Annotated in this window: 12 protein-coding genes; 5 read left to right on the forward strand and 7 right to left on the reverse strand. The window is 50.8% G+C overall.

What is annotated here, in order from left to right; genetic code table 11:
* Window positions 1-35: 35 nt before the first annotated feature.
* Both ICL55_RS33430 and ICL55_RS33435 read left to right on the forward strand, forming a co-directional pair.
* Window positions 36-3,047, forward strand: a complete 3,012-nt coding sequence (locus ICL55_RS33430; protein ID WP_188106093.1) for a SusC/RagA family TonB-linked outer membrane protein — start codon at window positions 36-38, stop codon at window positions 3,045-3,047.
* A 2-nt stretch (window positions 3,048-3,049) separates the two neighbouring features.
* Window positions 3,050-4,723, forward strand: a complete 1,674-nt coding sequence (locus ICL55_RS33435) for a RagB/SusD family nutrient uptake outer membrane protein (protein WP_246496824.1) — start codon at window positions 3,050-3,052, stop codon at window positions 4,721-4,723.
* Window positions 4,724-4,813: 90 nt separating this feature from the next.
* Here the strand turns inward: ICL55_RS33435 and ICL55_RS33440 are convergent, their stop codons facing one another.
* Window positions 4,814-8,032, reverse strand: coding sequence for an AsmA-like C-terminal region-containing protein (locus ICL55_RS33440; protein ID WP_188106095.1), 3,219 nt, complete (start codon window positions 8,030-8,032; stop codon window positions 4,814-4,816).
* A gap of 137 nt (window positions 8,033-8,169) precedes the next feature.
* Here ICL55_RS33440 and ICL55_RS33445 point away from each other — a divergent pair, with 137 nt between their 5' ends.
* Entirely contained in the window at window positions 8,170-9,153 is a 984-nt protein-coding gene (locus ICL55_RS33445; protein ID WP_188106097.1) for a glycoside hydrolase family 43 protein, read from the forward strand.
* Window positions 9,154-9,157: 4 nt separating this feature from the next.
* Here ICL55_RS33445 and ICL55_RS33450 read toward each other — a convergent pair whose 3' ends face one another.
* Window positions 9,158-10,423 carry an MFS transporter gene (locus tag ICL55_RS33450; protein ID WP_188106099.1) on the reverse strand — a complete coding sequence of 422 codons (1,266 nt, stop codon included), beginning with the start codon at window positions 10,421-10,423 and terminating at the stop codon, window positions 9,158-9,160.
* A 131-nt stretch (window positions 10,424-10,554) separates the two neighbouring features.
* On the opposite strand from ICL55_RS33450, the gene ICL55_RS33455 reads away from it, so the two are divergent.
* Window positions 10,555-11,442, forward strand: a complete 888-nt coding sequence (locus tag ICL55_RS33455; protein ID WP_188106101.1) for a LysR substrate-binding domain-containing protein — start codon at window positions 10,555-10,557, stop codon at window positions 11,440-11,442.
* A 3-nt stretch (window positions 11,443-11,445) separates the two neighbouring features.
* Here ICL55_RS33455 and ICL55_RS33460 read toward each other — a convergent pair whose 3' ends face one another.
* The 4 genes from ICL55_RS33460 to ICL55_RS33475 all read right to left on the reverse strand — a co-directional run bounded on the left by ICL55_RS33460 (window position 11,446) and on the right by ICL55_RS33475 (window position 15,828).
* Window positions 11,446-12,423 (reverse strand): helix-turn-helix transcriptional regulator, encoded by a 978-nt coding sequence (locus ICL55_RS33460; RefSeq protein ID WP_188106103.1) that lies wholly within the window; start codon window positions 12,421-12,423, stop codon window positions 11,446-11,448.
* Between the two features lie 23 nt (window positions 12,424-12,446).
* On the reverse strand, window positions 12,447-13,499 hold the full coding sequence (locus ICL55_RS33465; RefSeq protein ID WP_188106105.1) for a FecR family protein: 1,053 nt from the start codon (window positions 13,497-13,499) through the stop codon (window positions 12,447-12,449).
* Between the two features lie 68 nt (window positions 13,500-13,567).
* Complete coding sequence (locus ICL55_RS33470; protein ID WP_188106107.1) at window positions 13,568-14,122, reverse strand: RNA polymerase sigma factor; 555 nt, start codon at window positions 14,120-14,122, stop codon at window positions 13,568-13,570.
* A gap of 377 nt (window positions 14,123-14,499) precedes the next feature.
* Window positions 14,500-15,828 (reverse strand): DEAD/DEAH box helicase, encoded by a 1,329-nt coding sequence (locus ICL55_RS33475; RefSeq protein WP_188106110.1) that lies wholly within the window; start codon window positions 15,826-15,828, stop codon window positions 14,500-14,502.
* A gap of 121 nt (window positions 15,829-15,949) precedes the next feature.
* Here ICL55_RS33475 and ICL55_RS33480 point away from each other — a divergent pair, with 121 nt between their 5' ends.
* Window positions 15,950-16,873: an NADP-dependent oxidoreductase gene (locus tag ICL55_RS33480; protein ID WP_188106112.1), complete on the forward strand. Its 924-nt coding sequence runs from the start codon at window positions 15,950-15,952 to the stop codon at window positions 16,871-16,873.
* Between the two features lie 324 nt (window positions 16,874-17,197).
* Here the strand turns inward: ICL55_RS33480 and ICL55_RS33485 are convergent, their stop codons facing one another.
* Window positions 17,198-17,629: a winged helix-turn-helix transcriptional regulator gene (locus ICL55_RS33485; RefSeq protein ID WP_246496826.1), complete on the reverse strand. Its 432-nt coding sequence runs from the start codon at window positions 17,627-17,629 to the stop codon at window positions 17,198-17,200.
* Window positions 17,630-17,694 lie beyond the last annotated feature (65 nt).

Here is a 17,694-nt window from a genome sequence, read left to right on the forward strand (position 1 = left end):
ATCCTTTTCACTTAGCTAAATTAAAGCGCACTTTTATGAACAAATTTTATTTCAGTAGCCAGCTGCTGAATTTTTACGTAAAGGTTTTCTGTGCTTTTACGTGCATGGTCATATGCATCTGCCTCATGCCAAACGATGCGCAGGCCCAGGGAAAATTCAGTATCCAGGGTAAAATTACAGATGAAAAAAAACAACCACTCCCCGGTGTCAGTGTATCTGAAGCCGGCACTAAAACAGGTGTTGTAACAGACATTGAAGGGGTGTACAAACTCGAAGTAAGCAGCCCCAATGCCACACTGCACATCGCTTTCCTCGGATTCGACAGTAAAGATGTAGCGATCGGAGGACAACACACCATTCATGTTACCTTAACACCACAACTTCGCCAGTTGAATGATGTGGTGATTACCGGTTATGGTAAAACCAGCAAAAAAAATGTGGTGGGCTCCATCTCCTCCGTCAGCGCCGGTGAGTTTACACAAGGCGTGATCAGCAGCCCCTCCATGTTGTTGCAGGGAAAGGTGCCCGGTCTTACTGTAACTAAAAGCGGGAATCCTAACCAATCACCAACCGTGATACTGAGAGGTCCTTCTACCTTACGCTCCGGTGCGCAGGAGCCTTTTTATGTCATCGACGGAGTACCGGGTGCTCCCATCGATCTGGTGGCGCCGGATGATATCGCCACCATCGACGTACTGAAAGACGGCGCCTCTACCGCCATCTACGGCGCCAGAGCGGCCAACGGTGTCATCATGGTCACCACCCGCCGCCCTAAAACAGACCAGCTTCGCATCGCCTACAACGCTTACGTGGGCATCGAAAAAGTAGCTAAACGCCTGGAAGTGCTGACCGGCGACGAGCTCCGTAAATACCTCGCAGACAACGGACAGGTGCTGGCCCCGGCTAACAACGATACTATTCCGGGCACACAGAAACTGGTCAACACCGACTGGCAGAACGAAGTACAACGTACAGGCGTTTCACAAAACCATAACCTCTCTATTATGGGCGGCTCTAAAGCCACTACCTATGGTTTCAGCGTGAATTATCTCGACAACCCAGGTATCATCAAAGGCTCTGCCCTCAATCGGATGAGCATCCGCGCCAACGTTGGTCAACGTGCTTTCAACGATCGGCTGCGCCTCGATTTCTCTGTGTTCAATTCTTCCACCAAACAGGATAACGTACCTGACGCGGTATTATATAATATGCTCAACTACCTGCCTACGGTAGCGGTTACACGCCCCGATGGCAGCTATACGGAAGATTTTGCCGGCAACATCAGAGGCAGCAACAACCCGGTAGCACTCATCGCAAATAATAAAGACCAGACCAAATCTTCCCGCTTCCTGGCCACCGGCCTCGCTGAAGTGAAGATCCTGCCCGGTCTGACTTATACCGCCAGCCTCACCACCCAACGGGAACAGTTCAACCGCAATGTATATTACAACAGCCTCTCCGTACTCGCCAAAGGCAACGGCGGTAAGGCCAACCGTATATCGTGGGCGAATACACGTAATATCATCGAGTCTTATTTCAACTATGACAAGACCGTCGGTAAACACAATTTCAAAGTGCTGGCAGGATACTCCTGGCAGGAAGACCGCAGCGGCGACGGCTTTGGCGTTACCACCCAGGGCTTCGGCAGCGATGCGCTCTCCTGGAACAACCTCGCCCTCAGCAACCCGCCTGCGGGCACTGTCGTATTCGACAACTCTGCTCAGACCACCCTCACCACGCTGCGCCTTATTTCCTACTACGGCAGGATCAACTACCAGTACGCAGATAAATACTACGTACAGGCCTCCCTGCGTAATGACGGCTCTTCTGCTTTTGGTAAAAACAACCAGTGGGGCTATTTCCCGGCGGCGTCCATCGGATGGCGCATCAGCCAGGAGTCTTTCCTGAAAACAGTACGTGCACTGGACGACCTGAAACTCCGCGTGAGCTATGGTATCTCCGGTAACTCGCTCGGCTTCGATCCGCTCACGGCACAACTGCAATACAGCACCGTTGGCCGCTACTACGATAACGGTCAGCTGATCAACGCCATCGCGCCGGTGCAAAACGCCAACCCCGACCTGAAATGGGAACGTACCGCCATGTTCAACGTGGGCGTGGACTTCACCCTGCTGAAAGGAAGACTGAGCGGCGCGATCGACTACTACGATAAACAAACATCTGACCTCATCTGGAACTATCCGGTGTCCACTACCCAGTACATCGCTACCACCTTGCTGGCCAACGTCGGCAAAGTGAGCAACAAAGGGGTGGAGATCGTCCTCAATGCAGATGTGATCAGAGGAAAAAATTTCACCTGGAGGACCACCATCAACGCTTCTCACAATACCAATAAAATCAGCTCTCTGGCCAATGAGCAGTTTACCCTGAAAGATATCCCGACCGCTATCCTCGGTGGTAAAGGCCAGTCAGGCAACTGGAGCCAGAAAGTACTGGAAGGCCAGCCTATCGGTACTTTCACGCTGTTCCACTACCTCGGTAAAGATAAAGACGGCATCTCCACCTATCAGAAAGCCGATGGCACCGTTACCACTTCACCCAGCACTGCTGACCTGATGGTGGCCGGCTCCGCACAGCCTAAAGTAGCCTACGGATGGAGCAACACCTTCCTGTATAAAGGTTTCGATCTGACAATTTTTATCCGCGGCGTGTCCGGCAACAAAATCCTGAACGCTACCCTGGCAGCGATCAATACGCCTACCGACGCTAAAATGACCAACATTTCCAAATTCACACTGGGAGAGTCTTACAACGATAAAAATTCCTTCCTGATCTCTGATCGCTTCCTGGAAAATGGTTCTTACCTGCGTATGGACAACCTGACACTGGGCTATACTTTCAAAACAAAGAGCCAGTATATCCAGTCCATTCGTGTATACGGCAACGTTAACAACGTATTTACCATTACCAGCTATAGAGGTATTGATCCGGAAATAGACCTCGGTGGCCTGACACCGGGTATCGACGTACGTAACTACTATCCGAAAACACGCTCCTTCATTTTCGGTGTGAACGCTACTTTTTAATCATGAACGTTAAGCTACTGATGAATATGAAACTGCATAAATTACTGAATATAACCCTGGCAGCGGCCGTGGCCCTGTCCGGATGCCGTAAGCTGGACGTGGATGTGGAATCCCGCTACACGCCCGGTAACTTTCCTACCAACAACGCTTCCTACGCCGCTGCTGTCGGCGCGGTATATGCCCAGCTGGCCAACTCCAAATCCGGCGACCCTACCTACTTCATGAACGGTACCGGTTTCAGCTACGGAGTAGATTACTGGATGCTGCAGGAACTGAGCACCGATGAAGCCATCATCCCGGCCCGCGACGGTAACTACGATGACGGTGGTAAATACCGCTTCCTGCATCTGCATACCTGGACCGGCAACCTGCCTTTTGTGATCAGCTCCTGGCAATGGGGCTTCGGCGGCATCAATATCGCCAACAACGCCATGAACCTCGCCAAAGGCCTGCCGGAAGGAACCGCCAGGAATACCGCTACGGCCGAACTGAAAGCCATGCGCTCCCTGTTCTATTTTTTCATGATGGACTCCTTCGGTAATATTCCCATCGTAGATACGTACCCGGTATCTTCACTGCCGGAAACAAAGCCGCGTAAAGAGGTGTTCAACTTCATCGAAAGCTCGCTGAAGTCGGCCTTGCCAGACCTGCCTACCAAAGTAGACGGGTCTACCTATGGCCGCGCTACCAAATGGATGGCGTTCGCCCTGCTGCAGAAAATGTACCTCAACGCCGAATACTATACCGGGACGCCTCGCTACGCCGACGCGGTAGCCATGGCCGATAGCATCCTGATCAACGCGCCTTACGCGCTGGATGGTGATTATACCTCCATCTTCAAACCAGACAATGGCCCGCAGATCAGAGAGACCATCTTCGCGATCCCTTACGATGCTAACCTCATTCCTGGCTGCCACTTCACCCGCTTTGGGCTGCATCCCTATCTGAAAGCGAAATTCGACCTGCCGGACGCCTTCGGTCCCAGCGTGGCGCTCAGCACCATCGCCGACTTCTACGCTTTCTTTAATCTGCCTAACGACGTGCGTAACAACACCTGGCTGGCAGGCGGACAATACAATAAAGACGGTTCCAAAAATATCGTGCGCACCAGCACCAAAACACTGGACGCTTCCTCTCAGGGCCCGGACCAGCCCATCGACTGGTGGGTGACCATCACGCCGGAGATGAAACTCAAACCCGGTGGTGAAGGTAAACTGGACGTAGGCAACGACCTTCTCGGACAACTCAAAGGCGTTCGCTCCATCAAGTTCTATCCCGACAAAAACATTAATACGTCCACCCGCTTCCAGAACAACGATATGCCGGTGTTCCGTCTTTCTGATGTGCTGATGATGAAGGCTGAAGCGATCCTGCGTGGCGCTGCGCCTACCACCGTAAAAGGAGAGTTGCAAACCCCCGACGTGCTGGTCAGTAAAATCCGCACCCGCGCCGGCACCACCGCCGCCGCTGGTATCACCCTCGATGACCTGCTCGTGGAACGCGCCCGTGAATTTGCCTGGGAAGGATGGAGAAGAAATGACCTGATCCGCTTCGGTAAATTTGAAGGACAATGGGGCTTCAAACAGAAAGATAACGATGTGTTCCGCCGCATATTCCCGATCCCGGAAATAGAACTGGCGCTGAATCCTAAGCTGACCCGCAACCCGGGATATTAGGATATTTGATTATTTAGTCATTTAAATATTTAGGGGGCTGTTTATCATAAACAGCCCCCTAAATATTTAAATGACTAAATAACGAAATGATCAAATATTTTTGGCTTTACCCAGGCCCACCCTATATTTATCCGGCGTGCCGGAAATTCGTATATGCATGAAACGGCCCTTTTTGCCCTTGTCAACGCTTTCGATGGCATCTACCTGGTCAGCGTCCACTTCTTCCCGCTTACGGCCAAATAAGGCCTGAAAACCTACCTGCGTGACCATTCGCATGGGTACCCGGAGATAGTAATTCATTTGAAGGTCCAGCGATTGTGTGCCCGACACTTCTATATATCCGAGAGAGGAATTGATATTCATTTTCGGTATTTCCAGCGTTCCGTTTTTAAAAGTCAGTTTATTACGCAGGGTATCAAAACGTACCATGCGCAGGTTTTTGTCCTTGAAATAGGACGACATGGCCTGCATCGGCCCAAAATCCATCAGCACGCCGTTGTGGATCTCCACGTCCATCTGGGCGGCTGTTTCACGTAATACCGGCGTCATGTCCGGATGCAGCCGCACATGGCTTTTGATATGCCCGCTAAGTCTGCCTTTCAGGTTGTTGTTGAGCACCATGTCCTGCCCAAAGTTGTCGAATTTCAGCAGCATCCTGGTCATGTCCACACTATCGAGCCGGATACCGCTGCGGAAATAGAGTTTGGCCGGGTCGGAGGCATTGAGGATGCCACGCATTCCAATATGGCCGCCGGCCATCCGTACGGAAATAGTGTCTACCTTCACCCGCTGGTCTTTCTGCATATGTACATTGGCCAGCACCTCCTTCATCCATAGCTGATGGTAGCGTATTTTACCAATGCTGACCTGCGCGTCAAAATTGCTGAACGGGATTTTGAAGATATTGAAACCTGCGGCATGCAGACTGTCATTCTCCTTCACTGTAGTGGGTTTGGACGGAGCCTTGGCCTGCGCGGTATGGTCGGTAAAGTCATAGTTCATCAGCTCGTCCACGTTCAGGTATTGAGACTTGAAGCTGAAGAAATTGTTACGCTCTTTGCCTTTGCGGTCAGGACCGGCATACAGCTTCAGGTTCATATCGAAATCGGTCATGCCGATTTTGCCGGTGAGGGTATCCACTACCAGATAGCGGTTGGTGCCATAACGGATCCTTCCTTTGATATTCTCCAGCCGGATCGGATGTTGTTTGAGCGTACCGGAGACATTGGCAATATGAGCGTCTACCCGTTTGAAGACGGTATCATAGCGCATATTGAGTTTAGCTCTTAGCCAGAGTTGGCCCGCTTCTTCATACCAATAGCCCTGCGGGATGAATTTACGCCCCCGCGGGCCTATCAGATCATTAACGGCGATACGGTCCGACTTCAGGTCAAACGCCAGTTCAGTACGCCCTTTTTTGATCTTATCGAACCACAGCGGATAGTTGTTGAGCCTCGCTTTAAGTGCAAAGCCACTGCTGTCGATATGACCGGAGAAATTGCGTATCAGCAGGCTGGTATCGTTGATGGTAACGTCTGCGCCGAAATCATGCAGCGCATGCGGATATTGTTTGAAGGAGGCGCCGAGGTTGGTCAGCCGGAAAGTGCCTCTGGGTAAAGGGTTAGGATGCAGCAGTTCCTTTACGGAAGTCTCCAGCGCTACACCAATATGGAAGCCGGAAATCACTTCTTCACGCAACACTTTATGGGTGGTGTCTGCCAGCATCAGTTCCCCGGGATGTATGGCGTTGCCTGATGCCCGGAAGGTAATGGCGATAGGCTTTTGTTGCGCATGGAATATAGCTGGCAGGTCGCTGATGGAACCACCGGCCTTAATATCGGAATTGCCTATACGAAAAGCGACGGAATCGAGCAGCAGGCTGCCGTTACGGAGCTGTGCATGCAGGTTCATCTTACGCACCGGCAGGGGATAATGGGGGATACGGAATTCCAGATTGCTGACGGTCAATTCACTTTGTACACCTTCTTTCAGTTTAGCCAGCTGTTGTTCGGGGAGATGGATGTCCACCAGTTCTTTAAAGTTCATGTTCAGCGCGATCTGTCCCTGCAGCTGCTCCAGGTCTTTGATACCCAGGAACTCGCCTACGAACTTCAGGTCCAGCTCAGAATATACCTGCATCACGATCTGCGGATCGGTGAAGTCTTTCATCACGAAGTTGCCCCTGAAAACACCCTGTCCCGGTTTGGCGTTGATGCCCAGCAGATGCAGTTCGGATGTTTTGAGCGTATGGGCGTCGCCGTTGGTATAGTACCCTTTAAATCCAAGTGAATCTACCTTCCGGTCGATGTTTTTATTCTGGAACCATACGTTTTCGCAGCCAAAATTGACCCTGATGGCAGGTAGTTCATTTTTAGACAATTTTCCTTTGACGGTACCATCGAAGAAGATGCGGCCATCGCGGCGGTACTTTTCCATCATCGTGGCAATGTCATTCGGTACCAGCGCAAAAAGAAGGTTGAGGTCAGGCCGGTCGCCCTTCACCTGCAGGTCCAGCCATGTTTCCTTGCCCAGCACGGCGTTGCCGGCCAGCGAGAGACTGGCGTTCTCCAGCTTAATATTGCTGGGGGAGAGGGCCAGTTGCTTTTTATCGAGATCGTAATGGCCTTTGAGGTTCAGGGATACCTTCCGGTTGCGGAACAGCGTACTGTCTGTCCGACTGATAAAATCGAACAGCATTTTACTGTCCAGCTCCAACGCCATTTGATCGCCCTCCATTTTAAAGGAGGTTTTAATTTTATCTATATGAGACACCATTTTCCAGCCGGAAACAGCGTCCAGGTAAGTCACGTCGATATTTTTCAGGATCACCTTTTTCAGATCGAGGCTCAACGCTTCGGCGCTGTCGGCCACCGCAGTAGCCACACTATCGGATTTAAAAGCGTGTGCCTTGATCAGGTCCACTTCACCATTGGCGGCGCGGGCAATATGTACGTTGCCGTTAGCCACTACCACTATGCGTACCTGATAGCGTCCACGAAGGAGATCAGGGAGACTGAACCCCGCATATAGTTTCTCTACTTCATACAAAGGTTTCCCGTCCATGCGTTTGTTGGCATAAAAACGAACCTGGTGCAAAGCAATAGATACATAGGGGAAATTGCTGAAAGGGGAGATGCTGCTTTTCTCCAGCACCAGTTCACCGGCAAATTGTTTATTCAGCTCATCAACTGCCAGTTGGGTCAGGCGCTGCTGCTGACTGTATAAAATACCTCCTGCAATGCCGATCAACAGCAATAAGGCAGCCAGCGATATCAGCGCCACACGGATGATTTTTTTTCCTGCTTTCATGTTAAAGGCCACTCTAATGCGTAAAAATATTGAAAATATGCTCGGGGTGTATATGGGTGGGTGTTGAGGATGTGTTAAAGTTTTGCCGGATAAGTAAAGTTGCTTTATTATTTTTAGCGATGATGAAATCTTGCGGTATGATAAAAAAATGTTCTGCACTGCTGGCAGCTACCACGCTGGCTTTGACATTGCACGCTCAGGAAACCAGACTGCCCGGCCACGCCGGTAATCCGGTATTTCCCGGCTGGTACGCCGATCCGGAAGGAATGGTGCTGGATAAAAAATATTGGGTATTTTCCACTTTTTCAGCGCCATACGAACAACAGGTGTTCTTCGATGCGTTTTCTTCTGACGACCTGGTTCACTGGAAAAAACATCCGCATGTCCTCGATTCTGCTGCCGTCAAATGGGCTAAGCGCGCCATGTGGGCTCCTGCGGTGATCCAAAAAGGGAAACAATACTTTTTCTTCTTCGGCGCCAATGATATTCAGCACAATGGCGAACCGGGCGGTATAGGCGTGGCCGTAGCCGACAAGCCGGAAGGCCCTTACCGTGATTATCTCGGCAAACCGCTGGTGGATAGTATCTTTCATGGCGCTCAACCCATCGACCAGTACGTGTTCCGCGACAAAGACGGCGTCTACTACCTGATCTATGGCGGCTGGGGGCACTGTAACATCGCCCGGCTGAAAGACGATTTCACCGGCTTCCTGCCATTTGCGGATGGTACGGTTTTCCGGGAGATAACACCCGAAAAATACGTGGAAGGGCCTACGATGTTTGTGAAAAACGGAAAATATTACTTTATGTGGTCGGAGGGCGGCTGGACCGGGCCGGACTACTGCGTGGCCTACGCGATTGCCGACAGCCCTGTAGGGCCTTTCAAACGTATCGGTAAAATCCTCGAACAGGACCAGACCATCGCCAGGGGCGCAGGCCATCATTCTGTGATACATAATGCCAAACACGATCAGTGGTTTATTGTGTATCATCGTCGCCCGCTGGATAAAAAAGGAGCCAACGAAAGGGAAACCTGCATCGATAAGATGGAATTCAATGAAGACGGTACCATCCGCCCGGTGGTGATGACCAAAGAAGGCGTCACGGCACTGAAACTCTAAGCGATCAGGCGCGGGCGCTGTTACGATCGTCGGTCATCATCTTACCGGAAGACGGAAAGATGGGCGCTGTAGGATGGCTTTTTCTGCGATGCTGCACAAACACAATCGTGGCGGCAATACCAGTCAGCCCCGCGATACACACCGTGGCCCGCGGTCCTATCCACTGTGCCAGCAAACCTGTCAACAGGCTACCGATAGGGATCATCCCCTGATAAGCCATGATATAATAACTGATCGCTCTGGCACGCATAGCGGGGATAGCATGTGTCTGAATGTAGGTATTGATGGCAGATGTTTGTGCCATCATACCTACGCCTGACAACATCATGAACAACAGCGCCAGTGGCAGCCAGCCGGCATAGGAGAGCAGCACAAGGCTCAGCCCGAATATCAGGCTGGAAGTGATCAGGATTTTGACCAGATCCTTACCGGCTTTTAACTGCGCCATATAGATGGCCGAGGCTATGGAACCCACGCCGGCAGCGCTTTCAAACCAACTGAAAGTCCTCGCGCTGCCATTAAAAATATCCTTGGCAAAAATGGGCATCAATGTATTAAAAGGCATCACCAGCAGACTACTCGCGGTGAGCATCAGTAACAGAGAGGAAAGATCTTTGTCGTGCGAAATATATTCCCATCCTTCTCTCAGTTCTGACCAGATACTGCGCTCCGACTTTATAATCACCGGCAGGTCCATCTTCATCATAAACAAAGAAATCAATACCGGCACATAACTCAGGAAGTTACCGGCGAAACAGATATCTTCCCCGAAAGTACTCAGCACAATACCCGCCAGCGCCGGTCCGGCAATACGGGCGAAGTTGGCCACCGTGGAATTGAGAGCAATGGCGTTGGGAAGATCTTCTTTCTGTTCTACCATCTCCATCATCAGCGACTGCCGGCAGGTGACATCGAAGGCATTGATGATACCCTGTACCAGCGACAGGAAAATGATCCCGGGAATGTTATAGTATCGCAGGAGGATCATCAGCGCCAATGCGCCCGCCTGCACCATGGAAACCACCTGCGTAATGATCATCAGGCGGTAACGGTTATGACGGTCGATGTAACTGCCTGCATAGGGCGACAGGACAAGAGAAGGAATGAGGCTTACAAAACTGACCACGCCCAGCAGCACGGCGGAATTGGTTAACCGGTACACCAGCCAGCAGACAGCCGTTTTCTGCATCCAGGTACCTATCAGGGAAATAGATTGTCCGTAAAAGAAGAGCCGGAAATTCCGGGATTTTAAAGAGCGAAATACATCCATCAAAAATTTATTTATGAAAGCGGGAATGCAGGCATTCCTTTTAATAATCCGATGGTGCAAATTTCGGTCAGATCGATATATTTGTAAAATAGATTGTTTTAATGATATCCATTAGTAAAACCGATTGATCTATGGAGCTTCGTCAACTGGCATATTTTGTGAAAGCCGCGGAAACAGCGCATTTTACGGAGGCGGCAGCGTCCATGTACATCACCCAGTCCACCTTGTCGCAGCAGATCAAGGCATTGGAGACGGAATTGGGCATGCCGCTGTTTGATCGCGTAGGCAAGCATGTGCAGCTCACCGAAGCCGGTAGCGTGTTCCTGCTGCATGCCCGCCAAATCCTGCTCGACGTGGAGAAAGGCAAACAGGCGATAGAAGGCCTGCAAAACCTGCTCACCGGTGAACTGCGCATCGGCGCCACGTATGCTTTCACCTCGTTACTGCTGCCGGCATTAACCTCGTTTCCGGATAAATACCCGGGCCTGCGCATCTTTGTGCACTATGGTAATACCGAAGAACTGGAGAGGAAGCTGCGGTCGTCTGAACTGGATTTTATTTTGGCATTTCACCAGCTTACGCCGGGGCAGGAGTTTGAAAGCCAGGCACTGTTTACCTCCAAAGTGGTCATGGCGGTTTCCAAAAAACACCCGATGGCGCAACTGAAAGAGATCAACCTGAAAAGCCTTGACGGCATGGAGATGATCTTAGCCTCCAAAGGCTTTAGCTCCCGCGATTTCCTCAGTGAGGTGCTGGAGAAGCATAAGGTGTATCCTGCCGTGAAAATTGAACTCAATGACGTACATGCGCTGCTGTCGATGTTGGAAAGCGGGCATTGGGTAACATTGCTGAATGAACGGGCACTCAATGGCTGGAAAAACCTGGTGGCGGTGCCCATAGCCGGCAAAGCCTTGCTGCGTAAGGCATATGTTCTATGGCAGAAAGGTACTTACCGGAAAAAAGCGGCCGACCTCTTTGTAAAGGAGTTGCTGAAAGACATAGAAAAAGAAAAACAGTAGTCCTTATTGGGCGTCCATCACCTGTAGCGCGCCATATTTAAAGTATTTATCGAAAGTTGTCAGGAAAGTATTGAGACTGGTGAATCCCAGATGGTCCATAATTGTGGTCACCGGCGTATTGCGGGTGCTCAGCATTTCAAAAGCGACCGCCATTTTCTCCTGTAGTACCAGCTCCGGTATGGTCAGGTGGAACTCCTGTTCAAACGGGCGGCGTAACAACGCTTCTTCCACGCCAAATTTCTGTTGCAGCATTTTGTAGGTCAGCGGCTCATTCAGATGGTTCAGGATGTAGCGGAAAATCTCGTACAACTGCTGCCGCTTGGCTTCATTCATCATAATAGGGGCCGGAGCTATCAGCCGGCGGGTGTAGTTGCCGTAGAAGTCGGCCGCATTGCGGCGGAAAAAGCTGTAGGCGCTGTTACCGATGTATTTGGCCCGCAATATACGGTCGCGTATCAGGCGACTGACCGGGTTTAGCATAAAAGGCGCTTTATGGAGCGGCTCTGTCACATTGGAAATAGGAATGGCCGCCAGTGCGCTCAGCAGGGGAAACTCCCGCGCCAGCTCTTTCAGGGCATAAGGTTCAATGTTGATATGAAAGCTCAGTGGCTGTGAAGATCCCGGCAGGGGGGGCTCTGCTGAGCCCATCACGTTGAAGAGGCTTACTTCTTTCTCCAGCTGCTGCCGGTTGTTGACGGTGCCCCGCATGCAATCCACATCATCATAAGCGTGGAGGGTGATCACCTGGTATTGTGAATAGTGGCGGAGTTCCACGCCCGGCCGCATATGGATGCTGTGTACCCAGATGGAGAATTCACCCGCCCTGATGTTCTGATCAAGGATAGAGCCGTCTTTGTCCTCGTGGTAATAAAACCGCGCATACGGGATGAGTTGCCCCTGGAATGCGGTGGGAATATCCTGGTGCGGCGTAAACGTCGTGTCATCCCTTTCGATGTACAGGATTTTGGTAGTTGATTTCATTGGGAAATGGTTTTGATCAGGACCTATTGAAGCAGTTTCATACTATCTTCCGCCGGGTATGCCGGAGCGGGCAGCAGTATGCCGGCAGGAAGCGGTTCTCCGCCGGGGCTTGCGATGAATAACTTGTGAATGGCCCGGGAGGTGTCTATCACTCCATGAAGGCCATAATGACGGGAAGCAATTGTCTTCAGTCCGGCAAGGGTTACGCTGGAAAAATAGAACTGCCTTTTGCGCCAGGCATCTGCCTCCTGTTCGGTAAAGCGCTGTACGTCAAATGTGCGCGCGCTGTCGTTGTAGATGGCCTGTTGACCCGGTCGGAGCACTATCTGCCGGCTGCCGGCGGTCATACGGAGGGAGCCTTCGGTAAGGGATACACGAATATGTTGGGGATCTTTCGTACTTACATGGAAACTGGTGCCCAGCACCTGTACGGTGCTGTTGGGGAGTTGCAGCACAAACGGCTGATTGGCATTGGTGGCAATCCGGAAGTAAGCCTCGCCCCGGAGGAATGTTTCCCGGACCGGCTGGGTGAAGCTGAAGGGGAACTTCAGTTCGGAGCCGGCATTGAGCCATATTTCCGTGCCATCGGCCAGCGTTATTTTATAATGGCTGGCGTTTGGAACTGTCAGGGTATTGATGCCGGAGGGCAGGTCAACGGCGGATTGCAGGGAGAGACTGCCAGCCTGCACGGCCAACGACTGCTGGCCAACAGAAAGGGTGGCAGGGGTGGCGGTCAACGGGTGGACGGTCCCGTCGGCAAGGGCCAGCATGGCAACAGGTGGTGCCGGTATAGACTCCGTATTGGCCGCCACATTGACGCCGTACTTCTGATAAGCATACCAGTAGATGGCAAATACGGCTACAAATATGCCGACGGCGATACCCCACTTAAACATCGGCAGACGTGCCGACGCATCCGTGATACTGTATGTATTCCGCCAGGGAGCGTGGTCCTGCAGCTGTTTGCCGCTTTCAATCGCCTTCCACATTTCACGGGCCTCCGGTACTTCTTCCAGATAAGCATCCAGCAATGCCTCATCGGCAGCTGAGATGATACCGGCTTTTTTCTCGGTCATTAACTGAAATATGGTCGTGAGATTTTTCATCAATCATTATAACAGAAATATTATCGGGGCGGGGTATTTCAGAAGCGAATTTTTTCGAGTAACTGACGAAGTGTCTTCAGGGCAGAGGCAACATGCTTTTTAACGGTTTCTTCGCTGATGTCCATCACAGCAGCGATTTCCTTCCGGGTTTTGTGCTCCTGATATGCCAGCCGGAACACCTGGGATTGTTTAAGCGGTAACGTGTTGATGGCGCCTTCCAGTTGCTCGTGCAGCTCATTCTTTTCAAGTCGGCTGTCGGGCGTTACGTACGGAGGATGCTGTAGCCATGCCAACCGCTTCCTGCGTGTTTCGTCTTTTGAAATCCTGTTCAGACAGCGGTTCTTAATACTCACAAAAAGAAAATTCTTGAGCGTGGTGATGGTGCTGAGGTCTATCCGCTTATATAACGCCTGCTGCCAGAAATCAATAAAGAATTCCTGTACCAGCTCCTGGGCCTCTTCCTGGTCCTGAAGGATGGTCATAGCAGTAACCAACAGCCATTCACGATAAAGACGGTAGAAATGGTCAAACGCTCCCACGCTACCGGTCTTTAAGGCCGCCAGTAATTCAATATCGTCATGATGGGCATTCATGCGCTGTAAGCAGTTAGGCTGCCGGGGGAGGGTACATACCCCGGAAACAGCTGTTCCTCGCTGGTTTTCGTCATACAGTGTAATGATTGTTTGGATATCTGTTCCTGCCAAACTGATTTTCAGGTATATTCGATCTGTAACGGCTCGCCGGATTTTTCGGAAGATAATGAATTTGTTAATCAATTGTTAATCGTTAGTAAATTCACTCAGCGGCTAACAAGCCGTTAACAAAACCTGCAATTTGTTGATATATAAATAGATATGAAGTTGAGTAAGACGGAATTGACCCGGGGGAGGGTAGAAAAAAATACACAAATGAACAAAAAGAAATCCCTGTCTTAAAAAAGACAGGGATCGTGATGCTATCGGAAGAATAATTATTTTTTTGGCTTGCGTTTTTTCGGCTTACCATATTTGGCCATCATCTTATCCTTGTGGCTGACCTTACGGTTCGTTTTCATATTCTTGGCCAGCTTCTGGTGGAAGGCGGGACCTGCGTCCTCGCGTTTGGGCGCCTTCACCAGCGTATTACGCATAAATACTTTAGGCTTCTCATCTTCTGTCAGTACATCAGAAATCTCCAGATCTTCCGGTAATGGATTTTCGGGGATACTGTAGTTCATCAACGCTTCAATAGCTGCCAGTTCCTCGGTCTCCTGGTCCTTGGTCAGCAGAATGGCAATACCCTTTTTATCTGCACGACCGGTCCTGCCGATACGATGGATATAGTTTTCCGGTACTTCCGGCGTATCAAAGTTGATCACATGGCTTACCTCCGCAATGTCCAACCCGCGGGCAATGATATCAGTAGCTATCAGGAAACGGTAATTCCCTGCCTGGAACTGGTTAACCGTATTAAAACGATGATTTTGCTCTTTATTGGAGTGGATAATACCCACCTTATCGGGGAACTTGGCCTGTAGCTGCTCATACAGGTCGTCGGCCAGTTTTTTGGTGCCGGCAAAAATGAGGGTTTTGACCATGCTCTCATCCCGCGTGATCAGCAGCTCCAGCAGATTTACCTTGGTATTGAAATTAGGCACCCGATAAAGTACCTGATCGATATTTTCCAGCGGGGTGCCTGTAGGCGCCGCCTCTATCATGATGGGATTGTTGAAATGCGTTTGTATCATCGCTTCCACCTCTTCGGTGATGGTGGCGGAGAACATCAGGTTTTGCCGGCGTGGCGGCAGCAGGTCCATGATGTTGGTCAACTGCATGCGGAAACCCAGGTTCAGCATTTCATCCACCTCATCGATGATCAGCTTTTTGATGGACTTTACTTTGAGCGCGCCGCTCAGGATAATATCGTATAGGCGTCCGGGTGTGGCCACCAGTATGTCCACTTTATCCTGTACCGCCGCCATCTGCGGATTCATATTCACCCCGCCATAAACGCCCATTACTTCCACGCTCATATAAGAGGTCAGCTTTTTTACTGACTCCACCACCTGTACCACCAGCTCGCGGGTAGGTACCATAATGAGCACCTGCGGGTATTTCTCCTTGGTGAACTTAAACTGCCGCAGGGTGGGCAGCAGATAAGCAAAGGTTTTACCCGTACCGGTCTGGGCAATACCACAGACATCCTGTCCGGACATGATCACAGAAAAGGCACGTTGCTGTATAGTGGTAGGCTTTACAAAGCCCAGTTCGTCGAGTGCGTTGCGTAAAGGTGTACTCAGATTTAAATCCCCAAATGTCATGTTTCTACAAAATATGAACGGCGAAGGTAAACAATATTTTTGGCCTGTAGCCGTAAAGGCCCATTCCGCATGATTCCTGACAGCTTTTCGTTACATTTAAGCCAGCAAAAAAAATAATGGTATGAAGGATATACATGTACAGGCAATACGCGTGCACGCCTACGGCGGATCTGATCAGTTACGCCTGGAAGAGGTGCCCGTGCCGGCGCCCGGACCAGGGGAGGTGTTAATCAATATTGTGGCCAGCGGGGTGAACCCCATCGACTGGAAAATCAGAGAAGGCTTTATGCAAAGGCCTTTGCCCTATATTCCCGGTGTAGAAGCTTCCGGTGTGGTGGTAGCCCTCGGAGAAGGCGTGACTAACAGGAAGGTGGGAGAGGCGGTATATGGCGCGGTAGACGGCTCTTACGCCGCCTGCGCGGTAGTGCCTTCGGAGCATTTGTTCCCCAAGCCTACGCATTTATCGTTTGAGGAAGCTGCAGCCTGCGGCGGCGCCAAAACGGCCTGGGGTGCGCTCTTTGAGGTAGGCAAACTGGAGAAAGGACAACGGGTGCTTATTCATGCCGGCGCTGGCGGGGTAGGACACCTCGCTGTGCAACTGGCATACCATGCCGGTGCTTATGTCATTGCGACCAGCGCTGCTGAAAACGCAGCATTCGTAGCATCGCTCGGCGCTTCCGAAGTAATCGATTATAAAATTGCACCTTTTGAAACGCAGATAGCTCCGGTAGATGCAGTGCTGGACACGGTAGGCGGCGATACGCTCGACCGTTCCTATCAGCTGGTGAAACCCGGTGGCGTCCTCTTGTGCCTCGTAAATCAACCGTCACCGGAAAAGGCCGCTGCAGCCGGTATCCGCGCGGTATGGGCGGGCACCAAAACATTGCATGCCATGCAGGAAGTAGCAAAGCTGCTGGATAAAGACCTGATCAGACCCTACGTCCGGAAAGTGTTTGCGCCACTATCCAGCGCCGCGGCAGCACAGGATTACAGCCAGTTAGGCGGACCGGGAAGAGGCAAGATCGTATTGAAAATTGAGGAATAAAAAATCCCAAATCCCAGGGCTTCAGCCCTGGGATACGTTTGTTGTTCAGGCTGTTTTATGGCCATTGCTATATAGTTATGTGGTAATGGCTTGAAAGAAAACCACCTCTTCAGGGCGCTACAGATAAAAAAACTGAGCAACAATTTGCTGTTTCCAGGGCTGTAATATCAGTACAGAAATTCATCAATAACCTAATCGAAGGAGAAGGTCCTTAAATTACGAAGGCTGCATGCCCTCAAAAGAATTTGAACAACATCGTATCCCAGGGCTTCAGCCCTGGGACAACAAACGCGCACAAACGCAAACAGCCCGCATATAACGCCATTAATCCGCTCCATGCTCACGCGCCGCATCCGACGATCCGAATATCGTTTTACGATGCTCTGTACCCCAGGCGTATAAGGCGTCAATCACCGGATTGAGCGTAGCAGCATACGGTGTCAGGGTGTATTCCACGCTTACAGGCTGACTGTCAAACACGCTGCGTTTTAGCAGTTTATGCGCTTCCAGGTCTTTCAGCTCTTTGGATAACACTTTGGAGGTGATCTTGGGTATATTCCTTTCGATATCGCGGAAACGTTTATGGCCGCGGGAGATAGCAATAATGATGGGTAGTTTCCATTTACCGTTGATGACGTCCAGCGCATCCCTTACCGGCATGATCACACCCAGACAGTCTTTATGATCGCCTGTTTCCATACATTTCTCCTTCACGGTTATTGCGGGGGCCTGCTCCGCAGTCAGATCTGCTCTCATACAGTTTGGTATTTAAAGAATTTCTATCACTTATCTATTATATAGATATATAGTAGGTTAATAGA

Source organism: Chitinophaga varians (assembly GCF_014529945.1).
Classification (GTDB): Bacteria; Bacteroidota; Bacteroidia; order Chitinophagales; family Chitinophagaceae; genus Chitinophaga; species Chitinophaga varians.